This is a genomic window from Glutamicibacter sp. X7 (genome assembly GCF_054889245.1).
Genome location: NZ_CM142678.1, coordinates 870,379 through 887,544, shown reverse-complemented (window position 1 = coordinate 887,544; position 17,166 = coordinate 870,379). Strand labels below are relative to the sequence as shown.

Annotated in this window: 15 protein-coding genes; 11 read left to right on the top strand and 4 right to left on the bottom strand. The window is 62.3% G+C overall.

Features of this window, described 5'->3' with window-relative positions; all coding sequences use genetic code 11:
* The first annotated feature begins 24 nt into the window (after positions 1-24).
* From deoC to ACYU0X_RS04405, 4 genes are all read left to right on the top strand, one after another.
* On the top strand, positions 25-711 hold the full coding sequence (deoC, locus tag ACYU0X_RS04420) for a deoxyribose-phosphate aldolase (protein ID WP_461902209.1): 687 nt from the start codon (positions 25-27) through the stop codon (positions 709-711).
* 35 nt (positions 712-746) lie between these two features.
* A complete protein-coding gene (locus tag ACYU0X_RS04415) occupies positions 747-986 on the top strand; it encodes a hypothetical protein (protein ID WP_309408430.1) in 240 nt (79 codons plus the stop codon).
* A 97-nt stretch (positions 987-1,083) separates the two neighbouring features.
* A complete protein-coding gene (locus ACYU0X_RS04410) occupies positions 1,084-2,157 on the top strand; it encodes a PQQ-dependent sugar dehydrogenase (protein ID WP_461902208.1) in 1,074 nt (357 codons plus the stop codon).
* A 9-nt stretch (positions 2,158-2,166) separates the two neighbouring features.
* Positions 2,167-2,646 (top strand): tetratricopeptide repeat protein, encoded by a 480-nt coding sequence (locus ACYU0X_RS04405; RefSeq protein ID WP_461902207.1) that lies wholly within the window; start codon positions 2,167-2,169, stop codon positions 2,644-2,646.
* On the opposite strand, the gene mfd is transcribed toward ACYU0X_RS04405, so the two are convergent.
* Positions 2,643-6,266, bottom strand: coding sequence for a transcription-repair coupling factor (gene mfd / locus ACYU0X_RS04400; RefSeq protein WP_461902206.1), 3,624 nt, complete (start codon positions 6,264-6,266; stop codon positions 2,643-2,645). The two genes, ACYU0X_RS04405 and mfd, sit on opposite strands and share 4 nt — an antisense overlap.
* A 224-nt stretch (positions 6,267-6,490) precedes the next feature.
* Between mfd and ACYU0X_RS04395 the strand changes: the two genes are divergently transcribed.
* Entirely contained in the window at positions 6,491-6,985 is a 495-nt protein-coding gene (locus tag ACYU0X_RS04395; RefSeq protein WP_309408438.1) for a DUF2505 domain-containing protein, read from the top strand.
* Positions 6,986-7,149: 164 nt separating this feature from the next.
* Entirely contained in the window at positions 7,150-8,502 is a 1,353-nt protein-coding gene (nhaA, locus tag ACYU0X_RS04390) for a Na+/H+ antiporter NhaA (protein WP_461902205.1), read from the top strand.
* On the opposite strand, the gene ACYU0X_RS04385 is transcribed toward nhaA, so the two are convergent.
* Complete coding sequence (locus tag ACYU0X_RS04385; RefSeq protein ID WP_461902204.1) at positions 8,499-9,089, bottom strand: TetR/AcrR family transcriptional regulator; 591 nt, start codon at positions 9,087-9,089, stop codon at positions 8,499-8,501. The two genes, nhaA and ACYU0X_RS04385, sit on opposite strands and share 4 nt — an antisense overlap.
* A 69-nt stretch (positions 9,090-9,158) precedes the next feature.
* Here ACYU0X_RS04385 and ACYU0X_RS04380 point away from each other — a divergent pair, with 69 nt between their 5' ends.
* Positions 9,159-10,169, top strand: coding sequence for an NADP-dependent oxidoreductase (locus ACYU0X_RS04380; RefSeq protein WP_461902203.1), 1,011 nt, complete (start codon positions 9,159-9,161; stop codon positions 10,167-10,169).
* A 49-nt stretch (positions 10,170-10,218) separates the two neighbouring features.
* Here the strand turns inward: ACYU0X_RS04380 and ACYU0X_RS04375 are convergent, their stop codons facing one another.
* Both ACYU0X_RS04375 and ACYU0X_RS04370 read right to left on the bottom strand, forming a co-directional pair.
* On the bottom strand, positions 10,219-11,640 hold the full coding sequence (locus ACYU0X_RS04375; protein ID WP_461902202.1) for an aspartate ammonia-lyase: 1,422 nt from the start codon (positions 11,638-11,640) through the stop codon (positions 10,219-10,221).
* Between the two features lie 75 nt (positions 11,641-11,715).
* Positions 11,716-12,990 (bottom strand): flavin-containing monooxygenase, encoded by a 1,275-nt coding sequence (locus ACYU0X_RS04370; protein ID WP_461902201.1) that lies wholly within the window; start codon positions 12,988-12,990, stop codon positions 11,716-11,718.
* A 384-nt stretch (positions 12,991-13,374) separates the two neighbouring features.
* On the opposite strand from ACYU0X_RS04370, the gene ACYU0X_RS04365 reads away from it, so the two are divergent.
* From ACYU0X_RS04365 to ACYU0X_RS04350, 4 genes are read left to right on the top strand one after another with little or no spacing between them, the layout of a single operon-like run.
* Complete coding sequence (locus tag ACYU0X_RS04365) at positions 13,375-13,803, top strand: RidA family protein (RefSeq protein ID WP_461902200.1); 429 nt, start codon at positions 13,375-13,377, stop codon at positions 13,801-13,803.
* A gap of 2 nt (positions 13,804-13,805) precedes the next feature.
* The gene (locus tag ACYU0X_RS04360) at positions 13,806-14,486 is read left to right on the top strand and encodes a DUF1028 domain-containing protein (RefSeq protein WP_461902199.1); all 681 of its coding nucleotides are present in this window, start codon (positions 13,806-13,808) and stop codon (positions 14,484-14,486) included.
* Positions 14,479-15,657, top strand: coding sequence for a M20 family metallopeptidase (locus ACYU0X_RS04355; protein ID WP_461902198.1), 1,179 nt, complete (start codon positions 14,479-14,481; stop codon positions 15,655-15,657). Before ACYU0X_RS04360 ends, ACYU0X_RS04355 begins: the two co-directional genes overlap by 8 nt.
* The gene (locus ACYU0X_RS04350) at positions 15,654-17,114 is read left to right on the top strand and encodes an aldehyde dehydrogenase family protein (RefSeq protein WP_461902197.1); all 1,461 of its coding nucleotides are present in this window, start codon (positions 15,654-15,656) and stop codon (positions 17,112-17,114) included. Before ACYU0X_RS04355 ends, ACYU0X_RS04350 begins: the two co-directional genes overlap by 4 nt.
* Positions 17,115-17,166 lie beyond the last annotated feature (52 nt).

The following is a 17,166-nucleotide window of genomic DNA, read 5'->3' as shown; positions in this document are numbered from 1 at the left end:
CAACTTATTGTGTGAGGACCACCTATGACCGAACTCAGTGTCCAGCAGATCGCCGGCTACATTGACCACACCTTGCTGGCCCCGAACGCGTCGCTTGAGCAGATCGTTCAGGTCTGCGAAGAGGCCAAGCAGTACCACTTCAAGTCGGTGTGCGTGAACCCGGTATGGGTCGCTGCCGTGGCCCGCGAGCTGACGGACTCCGACGTGCTGACCTGCTCGGTGATCGGGTTCCCGCTGGGCGCCTCGACCACCGCGATCAAGGTGGCCGAAACCCGTGGCGCCATCGAAGACGGTGCCAACGAAATCGATATGGTCATCAACATCGCCGCGGCGCTGCGCGGCGATCGCGATGCCCTGGTCAACGAGATCTTCGCAATCGCGCAGGCCGCACATGACGGCGGCGCTATCTTGAAGGTCATCATCGAGACCTGCCTGCTCACCGAGGAAGCTAAGGTGCTGGCCTGCGAGGCGGCCAAGGCTGCCGGCGCCGATTTCGTGAAGACCTCCACCGGGTTCTCCACCGGCGGTGCCACCGTCGAGGACGTAGCGCTGATGCGCCGTACCGTGGGCGAAGAGCTCGGCGTGAAGGCTTCCGGCGGCGTGCGTAGCGCAGAAACCGCACGAGCCATGATCGCCGCGGGCGCCACGCGTCTCGGGTCCAGCTCCGGAGTTGCTATTCTAGAGGGAGAGCAAGGCGGAAGCGGCTACTAAGCCACACGCACCTACATAACTTCCAAGGAGATCACGTGTACTCGAACGGCAAGAACGTCACCCACTCCGGTTCAGGTCGCCTGGCTGGCAACCTGATTACCTTCGCGGTCTTCTTTGTGTTGTTCGTCGGTGCCATCTACTCGCTGTCCTTCTGGACTCTCGAGAACGCGTGGCTGCCTACCATCGCCTGCTTCGTGCTGACCCTGTTGGCCTTCGCAGTACCGATGACCTTCATGGGCCGCGGCGATTCGCACGAGGTCTCCGCACAGAAGTAAGTGCCAATGACGCATCCACAGGGAGCCGCCCCACCGGGGTGGCTCCCTGTCTGCGTTACCCCCTCCACTTGCGTGCGCTAAGGGCCAAGGAGTCACCATGCGCCATGGACCACGAGCTACCCGGATTGTCCCGCTGGTCGGACTGCTCCTGCTACTTGGGGCATGCCAGACACCTCCAGAAGCTCAGCGCGAATCCCCCGCCCCGGAGCCAGCGGTGGAAGTACTCGCCGAAGGGTTGCAGGCTCCCTGGTCGCTGGCCAGCTACCGTGGTGCCCTGTTGGTCAGCGAGCGTGACACCGGAAAGATCAGTGAACTACTGAGCGATGGGAGCACCCGTGTCATCGGGACTGTCCCGGACCTCGAACCGGCCGGAGAAGGCGGACTACTGGGCCTGGCGGTGCAGCAGGATTCGCTTTTCGCCTACTACACCACGGCGAAAGACAACCGCGTCCTGCGCTTTAGCTTGGAGGGCGACCCCGGGGAACTAGCGCTTGGCCATTCCACGGTCATCCTCAGCGGCATTCCCGCCGGACGCATCCATAATGGTGGCCGCATGGCCGTCGGCCCCGATGACCTGTTGTATGTGAGCACCGGGGACGCCGGAGAACCGGCCAATGCTCAGGACCTGAAGTCCCTGGGCGGCAAGATCTTGCGCGTGGACGCCGATGGGCAGGTCCCCGAGGATAACCCTTGGCCGGATTCGCCGGTGTACTCTCTGGGCCACCGCAACGTCCAGGGTTTCGATTGGGCCGACGACGGCACCCTCTACGCCAGCGAGTTCGGGCAGAACACCTGGGATGAACTCAATGAAATCCGACCGGCCGGGAACTACGGCTGGCCCCAAATCGAAGGGTTCGGCGCGGATGCAGACTTCCGTGATCCGCTACAGGTATTCGCACCGGCCGAGGCCAGCCCCAGCGGCCTGTGTGTCGGCAAGGACGCCATCTATCTAGCGGCCCTGCGCGGCGAACGGCTCTACCGGGCCCCGCTCGCCGACCCAGAGCAATCCCAGGCGCTACTGACCGAGCAATACGGCCGGCTCCGCGAGGTACAGTGCGCGGCGGACGGCTCACTGCTGATCTTGACCAATAACACCGACGGTCGCGGCACACCACGCGACACCGATGACCGTTTGCTGCGCTTCACCCCTCGCCCCGTACCCCTGCCCTAGGCTGGGGCCATGCACAACACCTTTGAACAAGCCATCGACGCATTCTGGGAACAGGCCGAAACGCGGGATCCGCAGCGGCTCGCCGATGAGGTCACCACGCTCTGCCACCAGTGGGACGTACCTGCGGCACGGCTGGCCTTTGAGCAGGCCTCGGTGCACGACTTCCTTGGCCACGAAGCCCTCGCGGTGGAGGGCTACCGGCGAGCGCTTGCCACCGGACTCGAGGCGCCGCACCACCACAACGCACGCATCCAACTAGCCAGTACGCTACGCAACCTCGGGCAGGCCGACCAAGCGATCGACCTTTTGCGCTCCATGGAGGACACCCCACATCAGCTGCTGCCCGGCGCGCAAGCATTCCTCGCGTTGGCACTTTACGATGATGGACAACCGGCGGAGGCGTTACGTACGGCCCTGCTCACCTTGGCCCCGCACCTGCCGGCCTACCGGCGCTCGATTATCGACTATGCGCACGAGCTCGATAGCTAGGCTTGCGTCGAGGACTCGGCCTTGGCTGGGGTCGGTTCAAAAATGCCGTAGAGCAAGCGTTCGGCCCACTCGAGGATGTCGCCGTCGGCCAAATCCCGCCCGCCGACCGGGCTGGTCCGTGGCTTCGGGATGAAGATCGCTCCCAGTGCTGGTTTATTAGCCGACCCCGGGTAGAGCCGCTCCAAACGCACCTGACGTGAGGCCGGCAGATCCTCGATCTTGGCCGGCGAGACCTTGATGTGGTTACCGATCTGCTGAATATCGCGTAGCCCCACGGCCCGGGCCCGAATGCGTAGTGCCGCCACCCGCAGCAAGTACTCCACCGGCTGTGGCAGGGCACCGTAGCGGTCCTCGAGCTCGGCCCGCACCTCGGCCAAGGCCTCGTCGGTTTCTGCCGCCGCGATATTCCGGTAAGCCTCTAGCCGCAAGCGCTCGCCCGGTATGTACTCATGAGGCAGGTGTGCGTTCACCGGCAACTCGATCTTCATTTCGGTGGATTCGGTTTCGCCCTCGCCCTTGTAGTCTGCGACGGCTTCGCCAACGAGTCGCAGGTACAGATCGAATCCGACCCCGGCGATATGCCCAGATTGTTCGCCGCCGAGCAGGTTACCGGCCCCGCGCAACTCCAGATCCTTCATCGCCAGCTGGTAGCCCGAACCCAGCTCGTTGTGCGCCGCGACCGCCTTCAAGCGTTCGAGCGCCACCTCGCCAAGTGGCTTATCCGAATCCCAGAGGAAGTAGGCGTAGGCCCGCTCGCGGCCGCGGCCCACGCGCCCACGCAGCTGATGCAGCTGCGAAAGGCCGTAGTTATTCGCCCGATCCACAATCAGGGTGTTCGCATTCGAAATATCCAAACCGGTTTCGATAATGGTGGTGGAGACCAGCACATCGAATTTCTTTTCCCAGAAATCTTGGATGATGCGTTCAAGCCGGGATTCGCTCATCTTGCCGTGCGCGACTTCCACCCGAGCTTCGGGGATCAGTTCACGCAGCTCGGCAGCCACCCGCTCGATGGAGGAAACGCGGTTGTGCACGAAGAACACCTGTCCATCGCGCATCAGCTCACGGCGCACCGCCGCCGAAATTTGCTTCTCGCTCCGCGGCCCAACATAGGTCAGCACCGGGTGACGTTCTTCCGGTGGGGTGGCCAAGGTCGAGGTTTCGCGGATCCCAGTCAGGCTCATCTCCAAGGTACGCGGGATCGGGGTGGCGCTCATGGCCAGTACATCGACGTTGGTGCGCAGCTTCTTGAGCTCTTCCTTGTGTTCAACGCCGAAGCGCTGCTCCTCGTCGACGATAATCAGTCCGAGGTTCTTAAACTCAACATTCTTCGAAAGTAGCCGGTGCGTGCCGATCACAATATCGACGCTGCCGTCCTTGAGCCCGGCGATGATTTCCTTGGCTTCTTTAGCCGTCTGGAAACGCGACAGGGTTTTCACCCGAACTGGGAAGCCCGAGTATCGTTCCGTGAACGTCTGATAGTGCTGCGAGGCCAGCAGGGTGGTGGGTACCAGCACGGCCACCTGACGCGAATCCTGCACCGCCTTGAAGGCAGCCCGTACCGCGATCTCGGTTTTACCGAAACCCACGTCACCGGAAATCAGCCGGTCCATCGGCACTTCGCGTTCCATATCGGCCTTGACCTCGTTGATCGCGGTGAGCTGATCGGGGGTTTCGATGTATGCGAAGGCTTCTTCTAGTTCGTGTTGCCACGGGGTGTCCTCGGCAAAGGCATGCCCACGGCTGGCCATGCGCGCGGAGTACAACTTGATGAGATCTGCGGCGATCTCCTTGACCGCTTTGCGGGCCTTCTTCTTAGTATTCGACCAGTCCGCGCCGCCCATCTTGGACAGCGTCGGGGCTTCACCGCCAACATAGCGGGTGATTTGATCGAGCTGATCCATCGGCACAAAGAGCCGGTCGCCGGGCGCCCCACGCTTGCTGGCGGCATACTCCACGACCAGATATTCCCGCTTGGCGTCCTGCGAGGAACCGTTGACCTTACGCGCAATGAGCTCCACGAATTTACCGATGCCATGCTGTTCATGCACGACGTAGTCCCCGGCCTGGAGCGTCAACGGGTCTACCGCGTTGCGCTTCCGTTTGGCGCTGAGTTTGCGGGTGCCACGTGCTGCGTAGGCGCTCGAACGCCCCAGTAGGTCCGCCTCGGTGAGTAGACCAAATTTCAGGTCCTCGAAGACGAAGCCTCGTCCGGCGCTGGCTTGGGTAATTTCGATAAGACCGGGGGTTGGTTCGGCCTCAATGCTGGGCACTCGGTGCGCCGGGATCTGGTATTCGGCGAACAGCTCGGAAAGACGGGCGGCAGGGCCGGGGCCTTCGGTGGCCACCACTACTCGCCATTTGTCCTTGACTCGCCCCGAGATGAACTCCATCATCGCGTCCACATCGCCCTGGTAGCCGCGTGGTTCGCGGGCCTGGATGCGGATGGTTGAGGCCCCGACTTCGAGCTCCTCGTCGGCGCCCAGCGAGGTCACCGACCACCACGACACCTTGGCCTTAGTCGCTTGCTCGACCGTATCGGCCAGCGTGGCAAAGTCGCCGGATTCGAGTTTCCGGGTGCTCTCTGCAGTGCTCAAATCCAAGGGCGCGGCCGCGCCATCGGAGGCCGAGGCCCACGCGGCGGCCAAAAACTCCGCGTTCGTCTCGTTCAAATCGTGGGCTCGAGCGCGCACCCGCTCCGGTTCCATGACCAGAGCGATTGACGATTCGGGCAGCAGGGAGAGGAACGGAACCATGGAGTCGACCAGCAGCGGGGCGAGGGATTCCATGCCTTCGACGGCGATGCCACCGGCAATTTTGGTCAACATTTCGCGGGCTGCGGGGAATTTGTCCTGCAGGTTCGCCGCCCGGGACATGACCTTGGGGGTGATCAGCATTTCGCGGCAGGGCATTGCCACGACCCGCTGCGGGCCCTTTCCCTCCATGGAGCGCTGGTCCGCCACCGCGAAGTAGCGGATGGAATCAATCTGGTCGCCGAAGAAGTCCACACGCACCGGGTGATCCAGCGTTGGGGGGAAAACATCGATGATGCCACCGCGGACCGCGTATTCGCCGCGGTGGGTCACCATCTCCACCCGAGCGTAAGCGGCCTCGGACAGGGACTTAATCACTGCGTCAAAACCGGGTTCCTCATCAATGGCCAACACGACCGGGCGCAGCTGTCCCAAACCATCGACCAGGGGCTGCAAGACCGCACGAATTGGCGCGATGATGACCTTCAACTGCTCGTCGCCTTCATGCAGGCGGCGCAAAACCTCCAGTCGGCGTCCCACGGTGTCGCTGCGTGGAGACAGCCGCTCATGCGGCAGAGTCTCCCAGGAGGGGAATTCGGCAATCTGTTCGGCCGGCAGGTACGCACCTAACGCCGATGACACCTCTTCGGCCTCGCGTCCGGTCGCGGTGACCACCAACGTCACTGGGTGCCCGTTAACTGTCTCGAGCGCGGAACTGACATGTGCACTGAGTAATCCACGTAGCCCAGCCGGAGCCGCGATTTCCAGTTCCTCGCTACGCTCGGCGTATCCCCGGGAGGCGCTACCTGCCACCCGCCGGAAGGACGGCTCCTCGCGCAGGAATTCGTGAAGTCCAACCAGACTCATGCTCTTTAGGTCCCCTCGCTTAGGTCAGTTCTCAACCGCTCACGCTACTGCGGCCGACCTTGCCAGCGGGCGGGGTCGGCTTGGTGGAAGTATTGTGTTTGTCGGTGTCTTCCTAGCCTACCTAAAGCACCTGAACGGCTAGGCTAGAAGTGACCATTCGTTCGGAACTTCGAGTTTTAACATGTTTCGAATGACGCCATTTTGAAGATTGGGACACGACATCCATGGCTCTTAACGCAAGCACCCAGATCGCGCATCCGGCTGAGCAGGTTATCGCAACGCTCGCCAACCGCGATTTCGCCGAGCACCTAACTTCGCTGGCCCAGGGGACGTTGAGTAACTTCACCGTGGAGGGCGACCTGAACGGTGCCTTCACGCTAACTTCGGTACGCGCCATGCCAACCGACCGCGTTCCGGACATTGCCCGGAAGTTCGTCGGAGAATCCATTAACGTAACGCAGGTGGAGAGCTGGAGCGCCCCGGATGCACAGGGCAACCGTAGCGCCGAGGTCAAAATTTCGGTGGCGGGTGTGCCGGTGAACGTCAATGGCACCGAACGCCTGATCGCGGCCGGTGATTCCACCGAGTTCGCCATCGACGCTCAGGTTTCTTCCTCCATCCCTTTCATCGGTGGCAAGCTGGCCTCGGCGGCCGAACCCTACCTGGGCAAGGCCCTGAACCTGCAGGCCTCGCAGGTCAGCGCCTGGCTGTCCAAGTAGTCAGCTTTCCCGGTTAGTCAGCTCCCGGACGATGGGTGCCTAGCGCGCCATAGTCCGGGAGTTTTCCCGCCTGTGACGCACGACGCGATAGGGTTAAGACTTAGGTGTGCCGGGAAGTCTGGTCGGCGTGTAAGACAGTTCAACGACATTAGGTGAGTTCACTTATGACTCCAAACCCATCTCCGGGTTCACCACGCAAGCTTTTCTCCCGGCCCAGCTACGGAGAATCCGTCCGCATCGGCGATATCCTGCGCAAGGAAACCGTCGGCGGTATGGTGCTGATCGCTGGCGCCATCATCGCACTGATCTGGGCCAACACCCCGCTACGTGAGTCCTATTTCGCGTTGCGCGACTTCCACCTGGGAGTCGACTTCGAAAGCATCGGACTGCACCTCGATCTTTCGCTGGGCCACTGGGCCGCCGACGCACTGCTGGCGGTATTCTTCTTCCTCACCGGCTTGGAACTGAAGAAAGAATTCGTCGTCGGCGACTTGAAGGATATGAAGACCGCCGCCGTTCCGGTGGCTGCTGCCTTCGGCGGTGTGATCGTCCCCGCGTTGATCTTCGTGGTGATGAACCTGGCTAATGGTCCAGAAACCCTCAAGGGCTGGGCCATCCCCACCGCCACCGATATCGCCTTTGCCGTGGCCGTGCTGGCCGTCATTGGCTCGGCGCTGCCGGCCGCGCTGCGCATCTTCTTGCTGACCTTGGCCGTGGTCGATGACCTGATCGCGATCATCATTATCGCCTTTGTCTTCACCGATGAGGTGCAGTGGGGCTACCTTGCGCTGGCAATCATTCCGGTGGCGCTCTTTGCCTTGCTTTCGCATAAGGCCCGCAAACTCTTCGGATACCACCCATGGGCGGCCTGGGTCATCCTCTTGCCACTGGGCATTATTACCTGGATCTTCTTCTTCGGCTCCGGCATCCACGCCACGATCGCCGGTGTGGTGCTCGGCTTCTGCGTCCCGGTTCGACGCAAGGATGGCCTCCCCGGCCACGGGCTGGCCGAAGAGTTCGAGCATCGTTTCCGCCCACTGTCCTCGGGCTTCTGTATTCCGGTTTTCGCCTTCTTCTCGGCCGGTGTGACGGTCTTTACTCCCGGCGGAGGCAGCAACGGCCTGTTCACGGATCCGGTGCTGTGGGGCATTATTCTCGGTTTGGTGCTCGGTAAGCCGATCGGCATTATGGCCTTCACCTGGATTCTGACCAAGTTCACCAAGGCGAACCTGGATAAGGACGTCAAGTGGGGCGACCTGCTGGGCGTCACCTTCTTGGCAGGTATCGGTTTCACCGTGTCCTTGTTGGTTTCCGAGCTGTCCTTCGGTTTGGAGTCCGAGCACTACGAGCACGCGAAGGTCGCGATTTTGACCGGATCCTTCCTCGCAGCAATCCTCGGTGCGCTCTGGCTGGTGCCGCGTAACCGCCGCTACAAGGTCCTACTCGCCCGGGAAACCGCCGACGAGAACCGCGACGGCATTCCGGACGTCTACGAGCAGGAAGAAAAGAACTCCTAACGCCCCGAAAGCTCGACTAATAGCTCCCGTGCGGTGCGCAGCAATGCCTGCGCCTGCGCGGGAGTTATTCGTATCAGCGCATAGGCGGCGATGATCAACCCGGTGATCGCTTCGGCCATTCGTACGCTGCAACGCTCCTCGGCCTCCGGACGGCTGGCGCGTACCCCGCGCAGCACGGCGGCGTAGAGTTCATCACGGTAGCCACCGATGACCTCCGCGATGTGCTCATCGTGCCCCATGGGAGCCCCGGCGGTGTTGATCAACAGGCAGCCGTTAGCCGTAGGCAGCGAGTCGGGGTCTGCAAACAGCTCCTCCAGCGATTCCAGGTAGTCCCCCAGCGAACCGGCGTTGACCGGATCGGTCTGCAACGCTGCCAGGCGCGGACGCAAAACCTCTTCAAGGTAGCTCTGCACCGCGGCATCGAACAGGCCGCGCTTGGACCCGAATTCGTTGTAGAGACTTGACCGGCTCAGCCCCGTGGCCCGCTCCAGGGCTGGGATCGAGGCGTTCTCGAAGCCCTGTTCCCAAAAGACGCCTCGGGCCGCTCGCACCACGGCGTCTCGCTCGAATTCCTGCACGCGTGGCATAACTCTCCTTTTCTGTAACGACCTTTCCAGTATATATTGGAATGACCGTTACAGAAAGGGAGAGTACTCATGACCGAGTTCACCAGCACGCAGATTCTTCTGGCCGCACGCCCCACCGGTTGGCCCACCGAAGAGAACTTCGAAACCCGCACCGTCACCTATGCAGAACTCCCTGCAGGACAGGTGCGCGTGCGCAACGAATTCCTCTCCGTGGACCCCTACATGCGTGGCCGCATGAGCGATGCACGCAGCTATGTGGCTCCCTACGAAATCGGTGAGCAGATCACCGGCGGTGCCGTGGGCCGCGTCGTCGAATCGAATGCCGAGAATCTGCCGGTCGGCGCGCTCGTGCTGCACCAGCACGGCTGGAGCGACACCGTTCAGGCCCCGGCCGAGACCTTTCGCCAGGTTCCCGATCGCGAAGACCTGCCGTCCTCGCTGAACCTGCACATGCTGGGGATGACCGGAATGACCGCCTATGTCGGCCTAAAGGAAGTGGCCGGCCTGAAGGAAGGCGAGACCGTCTTCATCTCCGGTGCCGCCGGGGCTGTGGGAAGCGCCGCAGGGCAAATTGCCAAGCTCATGGGCGCCAAGCGCGTGGTCGGCTCGGCTGGCAGCGACGAGAAGGTGGAACTACTCACCAGCAAGTACGGCTACGATGCCGCCTTCAATTACAAGAACGGACCAGCCATCGAATTGCTCGCCGAGGTAGCCCCGGAAGGCATTGATGTCTTCTTCGACAACGTGGGTGGGGAGCAGCTTGAGGCGGCCCTGGAGTCATTCAACAATGGCGGCCGCGCCGCACTGTGTGGTGCGATCTCCAGCTACAACAGCACCGACACCGCCAAGGGCCCACGCAACATGTCGCACTTGATCACCCGCGGACTGAAGCTTCAGGGCTTTACCCTCGGTAGTTACCTGCAGCACGCCGAAGCCTTCTATGCAGATATGGGCCGCTGGTTCTCCGAAGGAAAGATCGCCTACGACGAGACCATCGTCGACGGTCTGGAGAACACCGTGGATGCCTTCATTCAGATGATGCGCGGGGCTAACACCGGCAAGATGCTGGTTCGCCTCTAGGCCACCCGCGCTGTCGGGCCGCCGTGATCGCGGCGGCCCGAGCACCGCGTTAACGCCGCACGGCCTGAGCAGGGGTTGCGTGCACGGTGCCAGTGAGCGTCCCGGGGTCGAGCAACCGGGCCAGCTCCGCCGGCTCGAGCAACTCGGTTTCGCCCACCAGTTGCGTCACCGGCTGCTGGGAGCTCAACGCCAGCTTGGCTAATTGCGCCGCTCGCGCATAGCCAAGGACCGGTGCCAGCGCGGTAATGACCGTGGCGGAGCGTGCCACGGAATCCCGCAGGCGCTGCTCATTGGCGGTGATTCCTTGGACACAGTGACGGTGCAGAGTGCCGCAGGCCTGCTGAAGCCACGTCATGGACTGCAGCAGCGAGTGGGCGATCACCGGCTCGAAGGCGTTGAGTTGCAACTGACCGGACTCGACCGCCATGGACACCGTCACATCCGCACCGGCCACGGCGAAGGCCACCTGGTTCACCGCCTCCGGGATTACCGGATTCACCTTGCCCGGCATGATCGAAGAGCCGGCCTGACGTGCGGGCAAATTGATCTCGGCCAAGCCCGCTTGCGGTCCGGAAGAAAGCAGCCGCAGGTCATTGCAAATCTTCGATAGCTTCAACGCGGTGCGTTTCAGCGCCCCGGAGAAGGTAACGAAAACCCCGGTATCGCTCGTGGATTCGATCAAATCGCCGGAGCTGACCACCGCAAGCCCGGTCACCGCGCGCAGTTGCCGGATTACCTCCTGCCGGTACCCTTCCGGGGCGTTGATCCCGGTCCCAATCGCCGTGGCGCCCATATTGACTTCGTGCAATAGTGCCACGGCCTCGCGTAAGCGTTGCACGTCTTCGTTCAGTGTCACCGAGAAGGCCTGAAACTCCTGTCCCAGTGTCATCGGCACGGCGTCCTGTAGCTGCGTGCGGCCAATTTTGAGAATGCCGGAAAACTCCTCGGCCTTGGCGCCAAAGCCATCGGCTAACGCTTCGAGTTCACTCAACAGGCCGTCGAGAGCAAAGGCCAGCGCGAGTTTTACCGCGGTGGGATAAACATCGTTGGTGGACTGGCTGCAGTTGGTGTGGTCGTTGGGATGCAACCAGGCGTAGTCGCCCTTTTGCCGACCGGCAAGCTCCAGCGCACGGTTGGTAATCACCTCGTTGGTGTTCATATTCGTTGAGGTGCCTGCGCCGCCCTGAATGACGTCGACGATGAACTGATCATGTAACTGCCCGTCAATCACCTCTTGGCACGCGGCCTCGATCAACCTCGCGCGGCCGGCCTCTAGTACCCCAATCCGGGCATTGGCGCGGGCCGCGGCCTGTTTGATGCTGGCCAGTGCGCGGATGAGGGTGGGATAAATGTTGATGGGGCGGGCGGAAATGGGAAAGTTCTCGCAGGCCCGTACGGTATGGATCCCATAGTACGCATCGGCCGGAATCCGGCGGCTACCAAGAGAATCGCTTTCTTCGCGGGTAGTCATCACCCGAAGTTCCTTTCCAGAGGATCTCAGCGCGGTAGCGCCCGCCATTTCCGGCGGACGCTACCGACCCGCGATCTACGCCTGTGCTAGCTCGCTCAGTTCATACTGCTGGTAGCTTCGCTGGATACCGATGTGATCGGCGAGGTACTTCGCATCGTGCCAGACACCCCAGATGAAGCTCGAACCACGGCGGGACTGCCACGGTAGCCCCAGGAAGTAGATGCCCGGTTCACGCGAGACCCCGCGAGCCTGCACCGGTCGCCCACGCTCATCGAAGGCGTCGACGTCCAACCAGGAGTAGTCGGAGCTAAAGCCGGTAGCCCACAGCACCGAGTTGACCTCGGCCTGCTTAAGATCGAGCTCGCGCAGTGGATTAACCATGCATTCGGGATCGGGCCCGATGACCTTGGCCTCGGGCTCCTCGGGTAGGTCCAGCCCATTGCGCTCGATGTATTCGTCGGCTTCGGCGAGCAGCGAGAGGTAATTATCGTCGCCTCGGTTCACGTTGGTTACGAGGTCGTCGCCGAACTTCATCACGCCATCGACATACTCATTGGCCCGACCCACCAGGGTGATTCCGGACTTTGCGAGCTCACGGAAATCGACGGTGCGTCCGCCGTGTGCTCCGCTGACGGCGATGGTGACGTGTTCGGCACCAGCGGCCGGGGCCGAGGCTTCCCATTTATTCAGTACGCCAAGCCACCAGACGAAGTCGCGGGAGCGGTAGCTACGCGGTGGACGATCGTGCGGGCCCACGGCTAGGTAGACCTGTCGCCCCGAGCGCTGGATTTCATCGGCAATCTGTACGCCCGAGGAGCCGGCCCCGACCACGAGAACCGCGCCTGCGGGCAGCTGTTCCGGATTGCGGTAGGAACTTGAATGCAATTGCTCCAACCCGGCAGATTCCGGAATGAGCTCCGGTATCACCGGCTGCTGGAAGGCACCGGTGGCGGCGACCACGAAGCGGGCCTCGATGGTACCGGCCGAGGTCTGCACAATAAATCCTTGCGCCCCTGGCTTCTTGGTCACCTTGGTGACCTCCACCCCGCACCGAATCGGCGCCTGGAATTTTTGCGCGTAGGCGGCTAAGTAGTCGGCCACCTGATCCTTGGTGGCGAACTCGTCGGGCTGCACGGACTCGAATTCGAGCCCGGGGAACCGATCGTGCCAGGCCGGGCCGTTGGCCACGAGGGAGTCCCAACGTTCATTGCGCCAGCGTTCGGCGATGGCATAGCGCTCAAGCACAAGATGCGGGATCTGCATCGAGCTTAGATGCTCGCTCATGGCGATACCGGCTTGCCCGGCACCCACCACGAGAACTTCGGTCGTTTCGATGACTTCTTCAGCCATAGGTTTCACTCCGCTCGGTGAAGGCTTCGCACACGAGGCCGGGGCTCGCGGGGAGCCCTGGTCTCGTACATCCAGAAGGGAAGGTTTTTGATTGGTGATAACACCAAGCAAACCGTCGAGCGGAGGTAGCTGTCCAACAGTCTTATGTGTTCCAGTTCATCAGAAAATTAGATCACTTACTCTACTTGTCATCAAGAAAGCCAATGAACCGCGGCTATCACCCCCGGAGCCGCCTACGCGTGGGCCACGCGTTCCGTCACAAACCCGTCGTACCGGGTAAATCAGAAAAAGTGATGCAGTTCGTAGATTTTGACTATTTTACAGATACATGGCGTGCATCAAGAATGGTCACAGGCACCGCCTCACCTCTCATCCTAAGGAGCCATGACCATGCCGACACATACCCGGTTGCGACCATTCAATACCAAAGAGACCTACCCCGAACAGAATCTCGATAACGACCTGTGCCAAGCGGTAGTGGCCAATGGGGTCGTGTACCTGCGCGGCCAGATTGGTCAGGACCTCGACACCCGCGAATCGGTCGGGATCGGCGACGTTTTGGCACAGACCGAGCAAGCCATGGCCAATATCGACATGTTGCTCAAGGAAGCGGGCAGCAGCCTCGCCGACATTGTCAAAGTCACCGTCTACATCATCGACCCGCGTTATCGCGAGGACGTATACCGCACCATGGGGCGCTGGCTCAAGGGTGTCTACCCGGTTTCGACCGGCATCGTCGTGCAAGCATTAGCCCGGCCCGAATGGCTGGTCGAAATCGATGCCACCGCGGTACTGAGCCAGGACGGAGCCTAACGATGACCTTCTCACTGATTCTGCGCGACGAACGCACCGGAGAAATCGGCTCGGCGATCTCCTCTTCCTCCCCGGCCGTGGCCGCCCGTTGCCTGAACCTGGCCGACGGGATCGGAGCGGCACATTCGCAGAATGTCACCGATCCCCGGCTCGGCCAGCAGTTGCTTGCCCAGTTGCAGGCCGGAGCGACGGCACAACAGGCCCTCGACGCCGTCCTCGCCGACGCCGATGACCAGTCCATTGACTACCGGCAGCTGCTGGTCCTCGATGCCCACGGTGATACCGCCGTGCACTCCGGGGCCCAGGCACTGGGGATTTATGGCTCGGTGCAGCGCCCCAATGCGGTCGCCGCCGGTAATATGCTCTCCAGCCTCGAGGTGCTCGACGCCATGGTGCAAGCAGCGCTGCAGGACACCGGAACCATCGAAGAACGGCTCCTGGCAGGGCTCCGGGCAGCAATGGATGCCGGCGGCGAAGCCGGTCCGGTGCATTCGGCCGGGCTCAGCGTGGTGGGGAACGCCGGCTGGCGCGTGACCGATCTCCGCGTGGACTGGGACGAAACCGACCCCATTGGCAAACTGGCCGAGCTGCTGGAGATTTGGCTACCGCAGCGCCAGGACTACATTAACCGTGGCCTTGATCCGCTCCTTGCCCCTTCCTACGGGGTGCCCGGCGATGAATAACGACGTCAAGGCGGCAGCGCACGAGCGCATCAGCGAACTTCTCGGTGAGCTCATCGGCCTATCCAACCGGTTACATGCCCATCCCGAACTGGGCTGGCAAGAACACCGATCGAGCGCCGACGTTGCCGGAGTACTCGCCGACCACGGCTTCACAATCGAACAACCCTATCTAGGGCTCGAAACCTCCTTCCGGGCACGCTACACGCCCACCGGCGACACCCGATTCACCGTTGGGCTCATGGCCGAGTACGACGCCTTGCCGGGTCTTGGCCACGCCTGCGGTCATAATCTCATCTCCGCGATGTCCACCGGCGCCGCCCTGGGCCTAGCCCGGGTCGCCAATCGGCTGGGACTCGAAGTACAGGTCATCGGCACGCCGGCCGAAGAAGGTGGCGGCGGAAAGATCGAACTCATGGATCGTGGCGCCTTCCGCGATCTTGATTTTGCGCTGATGGCACATCCGGCGCCCGTGGACGTGGCCGAGGCGCGGCCCTTCGCCGTGACGCACTGGCACGTGACCTACACCGGACGAGCGGCACATGCAGCTGCGTACCCGCAACGCGGTATCAACGCCAACGACGCCTTCCTCATCGCCCAGGTAGCCCTGGGTCTGTTACGGCAACAGCTGCCCTCCACGGTTCGTGTTCACGGAGTGCAGACCAACGGTGGTCAGGCACCGAATGCCATCCCCGAACGCACGGAGGGACGCTGGTACGTGCGTGCCGAAACCACCGCGGAACTACTCGAACTTGAACAGCGGGTGCGCCGCTGCTTCGAAGCCGGTGCGCTGGCCACCGGCGCAACACTGGAAATCACCGAAGAAAGCCAGCGCTACGCCGAGATGCGCACCGATGAGCAGGCGCTGGATTTCTACCGGGCCAACGCGCAGGCGCTGGGACGGGACTTTTCCGTGGATCCCGCCGCGGCGACCATGAATCGCGCCTCGACCGACATGGGAAATGTGTCCCAGCTCGTCAACGCCATTCACCCCTATATCGGGGTCGGTGGCACGGCCAGTAACCACCAACCGGCATTCGCCGCCGCCTGTGTGGGCGAAGGCGCCGAACGGGCCCTACGCGACGGGGCCATCGCGTTGGCTCACACGGTGATCGATGTGGCCCTCAGCCGCCTCGGCACACGCCCTGCCCAATCCCTAGGAGTCTCATCATGAGTCAGGTCAATACAGCCGTGTTCGATGGACGCGCCGTCATCGGCGAGCGCCAAGAGCAACAGGCCTACATCGACGATATCTCACCGGTCGATGGCTCACTCATCGCGCGGATCTCGGACTGCACCGATCGCGAGGTCGATCAGGCGGTCGCCCTGGCCCGCAGCACCTTTGAGTCCGGTGTTTGGTCCCGGATTTCGGCCGATGACCGACGGAAAGCGCTCCTGAGACTGGCCGAACTCCTCGAGGAGAACGCCGCAGAGCTGGCCGAACTCGAAACGCGCGACATGGGCAAGCCCATCGCGCAGAGCCTTGCGGTCGATATTCCCGGGGCCGCGGCCACCTTTAGGTGGTACGCGGAGCTGGCCGATAAGACGCATGACGAAATTCCGGTCACCCCGCCGGGGTCCACCGCGCTGGTCACCCGCGAGCCGCTGGGTGTCATCGCCGCCATCACTCCGTGGAACTATCCGTTGGAAATCGCGGCCTGGAAATTGGCCCCGGCTCTCATGCTGGGCAATAGTGTGGTGCTCAAACCCGCAACACAGTCCTCGTTGACCGCGCTTCGGCTTGCCGATCTCGCTCAGCAGGCCGGGATCCCAGCTGGCGTACTGAATGTTGTGACCGGGCGTGGGTCGGTGGTCGGTGACCGGCTGGCCCGCCACCGGGACGTTGATGCACTAACCTTCACCGGCTCGACGCAGGTAGCTAAGTCCCTGCAGGTGGCTGCCGGGCAGTCCAATATGAAACGTCTATGCCTCGAGGCCGGAGGCAAGAGCGCGAACCTCATATTCGCCGATACCGCCGAGTTACGTGTCGCCGCCGCCAAGGCGGCCTTTGGTGCCTTCTACAACCAGGGCGAAGTCTGTTCGGCCAATTCTCGAATACTCGTCGAACGCTCGGTCTTCGAGCCATTCGTGCAGTTGCTCATCGAGGAAGCCGGTGCTTACGCAGTGGGAGACCCCTTGGACCCGGAGAATGCGGGCGCCGGAGCGCTGGTCGATGAGGCACACGCCGACACCGTGCAGGGTTTCATCGGCCGGGCGGCCGAAGAAGGTGTGGTGCGTTGCGGCGGAAAACGCCTGAGCTTTCACGGTTCGACCGCGTACATCCAGCCCACGGTGATTACCGGCCTTCCGGACGATCACGAGCTGCACCACGTTGAAGTTTTCGGACCGGTGGCCACCGTGCAGGCCTTTGACAGCGAAGATGAGGCCATTGCCCTGGCCAATGGGACCGAGTTCGGGTTGGCCGCCTCGGTGTTCACCGCCGATCTGGCTCGGGCCCACCGGGTCTCGCAGCGGCTGGTCGCCGGTACGGTATCCGTCAATACCGTCGATGCATTGGGGCTGACCACTCCCTTCGGCGGCTTCAAGCAATCGGGTTTCGGCAAGGACCTTTCGGTGCACGCCCTCGATAACTATTCCGCGCTGAAAACAACCTGGATTCAATTCGGCTAAGGTTTCTAGCAGTAGACGCGCGGTGGCACACCGGTCGGTGGGCCATCGTGCG

Coding starts and splice junctions, on each gene's coding strand:
- deoC (WP_461902209.1), top strand. CDS start 25: ATGACCGAACTCAGTGTCCAGCAGATCGCCGGCTACATTGACCACACC.
- ACYU0X_RS04410 (WP_461902208.1), top strand. CDS start 1,084: ATGCGCCATGGACCACGAGCTACCCGGATTGTCCCGCTGGTCGGACTG.
- ACYU0X_RS04405 (WP_461902207.1), top strand. CDS start 2,167: ATGCACAACACCTTTGAACAAGCCATCGACGCATTCTGGGAACAGGCC.
- mfd (WP_461902206.1), bottom strand. CDS start 6,266: ATGAGTCTGGTTGGACTTCACGAATTCCTGCGCGAGGAGCCGTCCTTC.
- ACYU0X_RS04395 (WP_309408438.1), top strand. CDS start 6,491: ATGGCTCTTAACGCAAGCACCCAGATCGCGCATCCGGCTGAGCAGGTT.
- nhaA (WP_461902205.1), top strand. CDS start 7,150: ATGACTCCAAACCCATCTCCGGGTTCACCACGCAAGCTTTTCTCCCGG.
- ACYU0X_RS04385 (WP_461902204.1), bottom strand. CDS start 9,089: ATGCCACGCGTGCAGGAATTCGAGCGAGACGCCGTGGTGCGAGCGGCC.
- ACYU0X_RS04380 (WP_461902203.1), top strand. CDS start 9,159: ATGACCGAGTTCACCAGCACGCAGATTCTTCTGGCCGCACGCCCCACC.
- ACYU0X_RS04375 (WP_461902202.1), bottom strand. CDS start 11,640: ATGACTACCCGCGAAGAAAGCGATTCTCTTGGTAGCCGCCGGATTCCG.
- ACYU0X_RS04370 (WP_461902201.1), bottom strand. CDS start 12,990: ATGGCTGAAGAAGTCATCGAAACGACCGAAGTTCTCGTGGTGGGTGCC.
- ACYU0X_RS04365 (WP_461902200.1), top strand. CDS start 13,375: ATGACCATGCCGACACATACCCGGTTGCGACCATTCAATACCAAAGAG.
- ACYU0X_RS04360 (WP_461902199.1), top strand. CDS start 13,806: ATGACCTTCTCACTGATTCTGCGCGACGAACGCACCGGAGAAATCGGC.
- ACYU0X_RS04355 (WP_461902198.1), top strand. CDS start 14,479: ATGAATAACGACGTCAAGGCGGCAGCGCACGAGCGCATCAGCGAACTT.
- ACYU0X_RS04350 (WP_461902197.1), top strand. CDS start 15,654: ATGAGTCAGGTCAATACAGCCGTGTTCGATGGACGCGCCGTCATCGGC.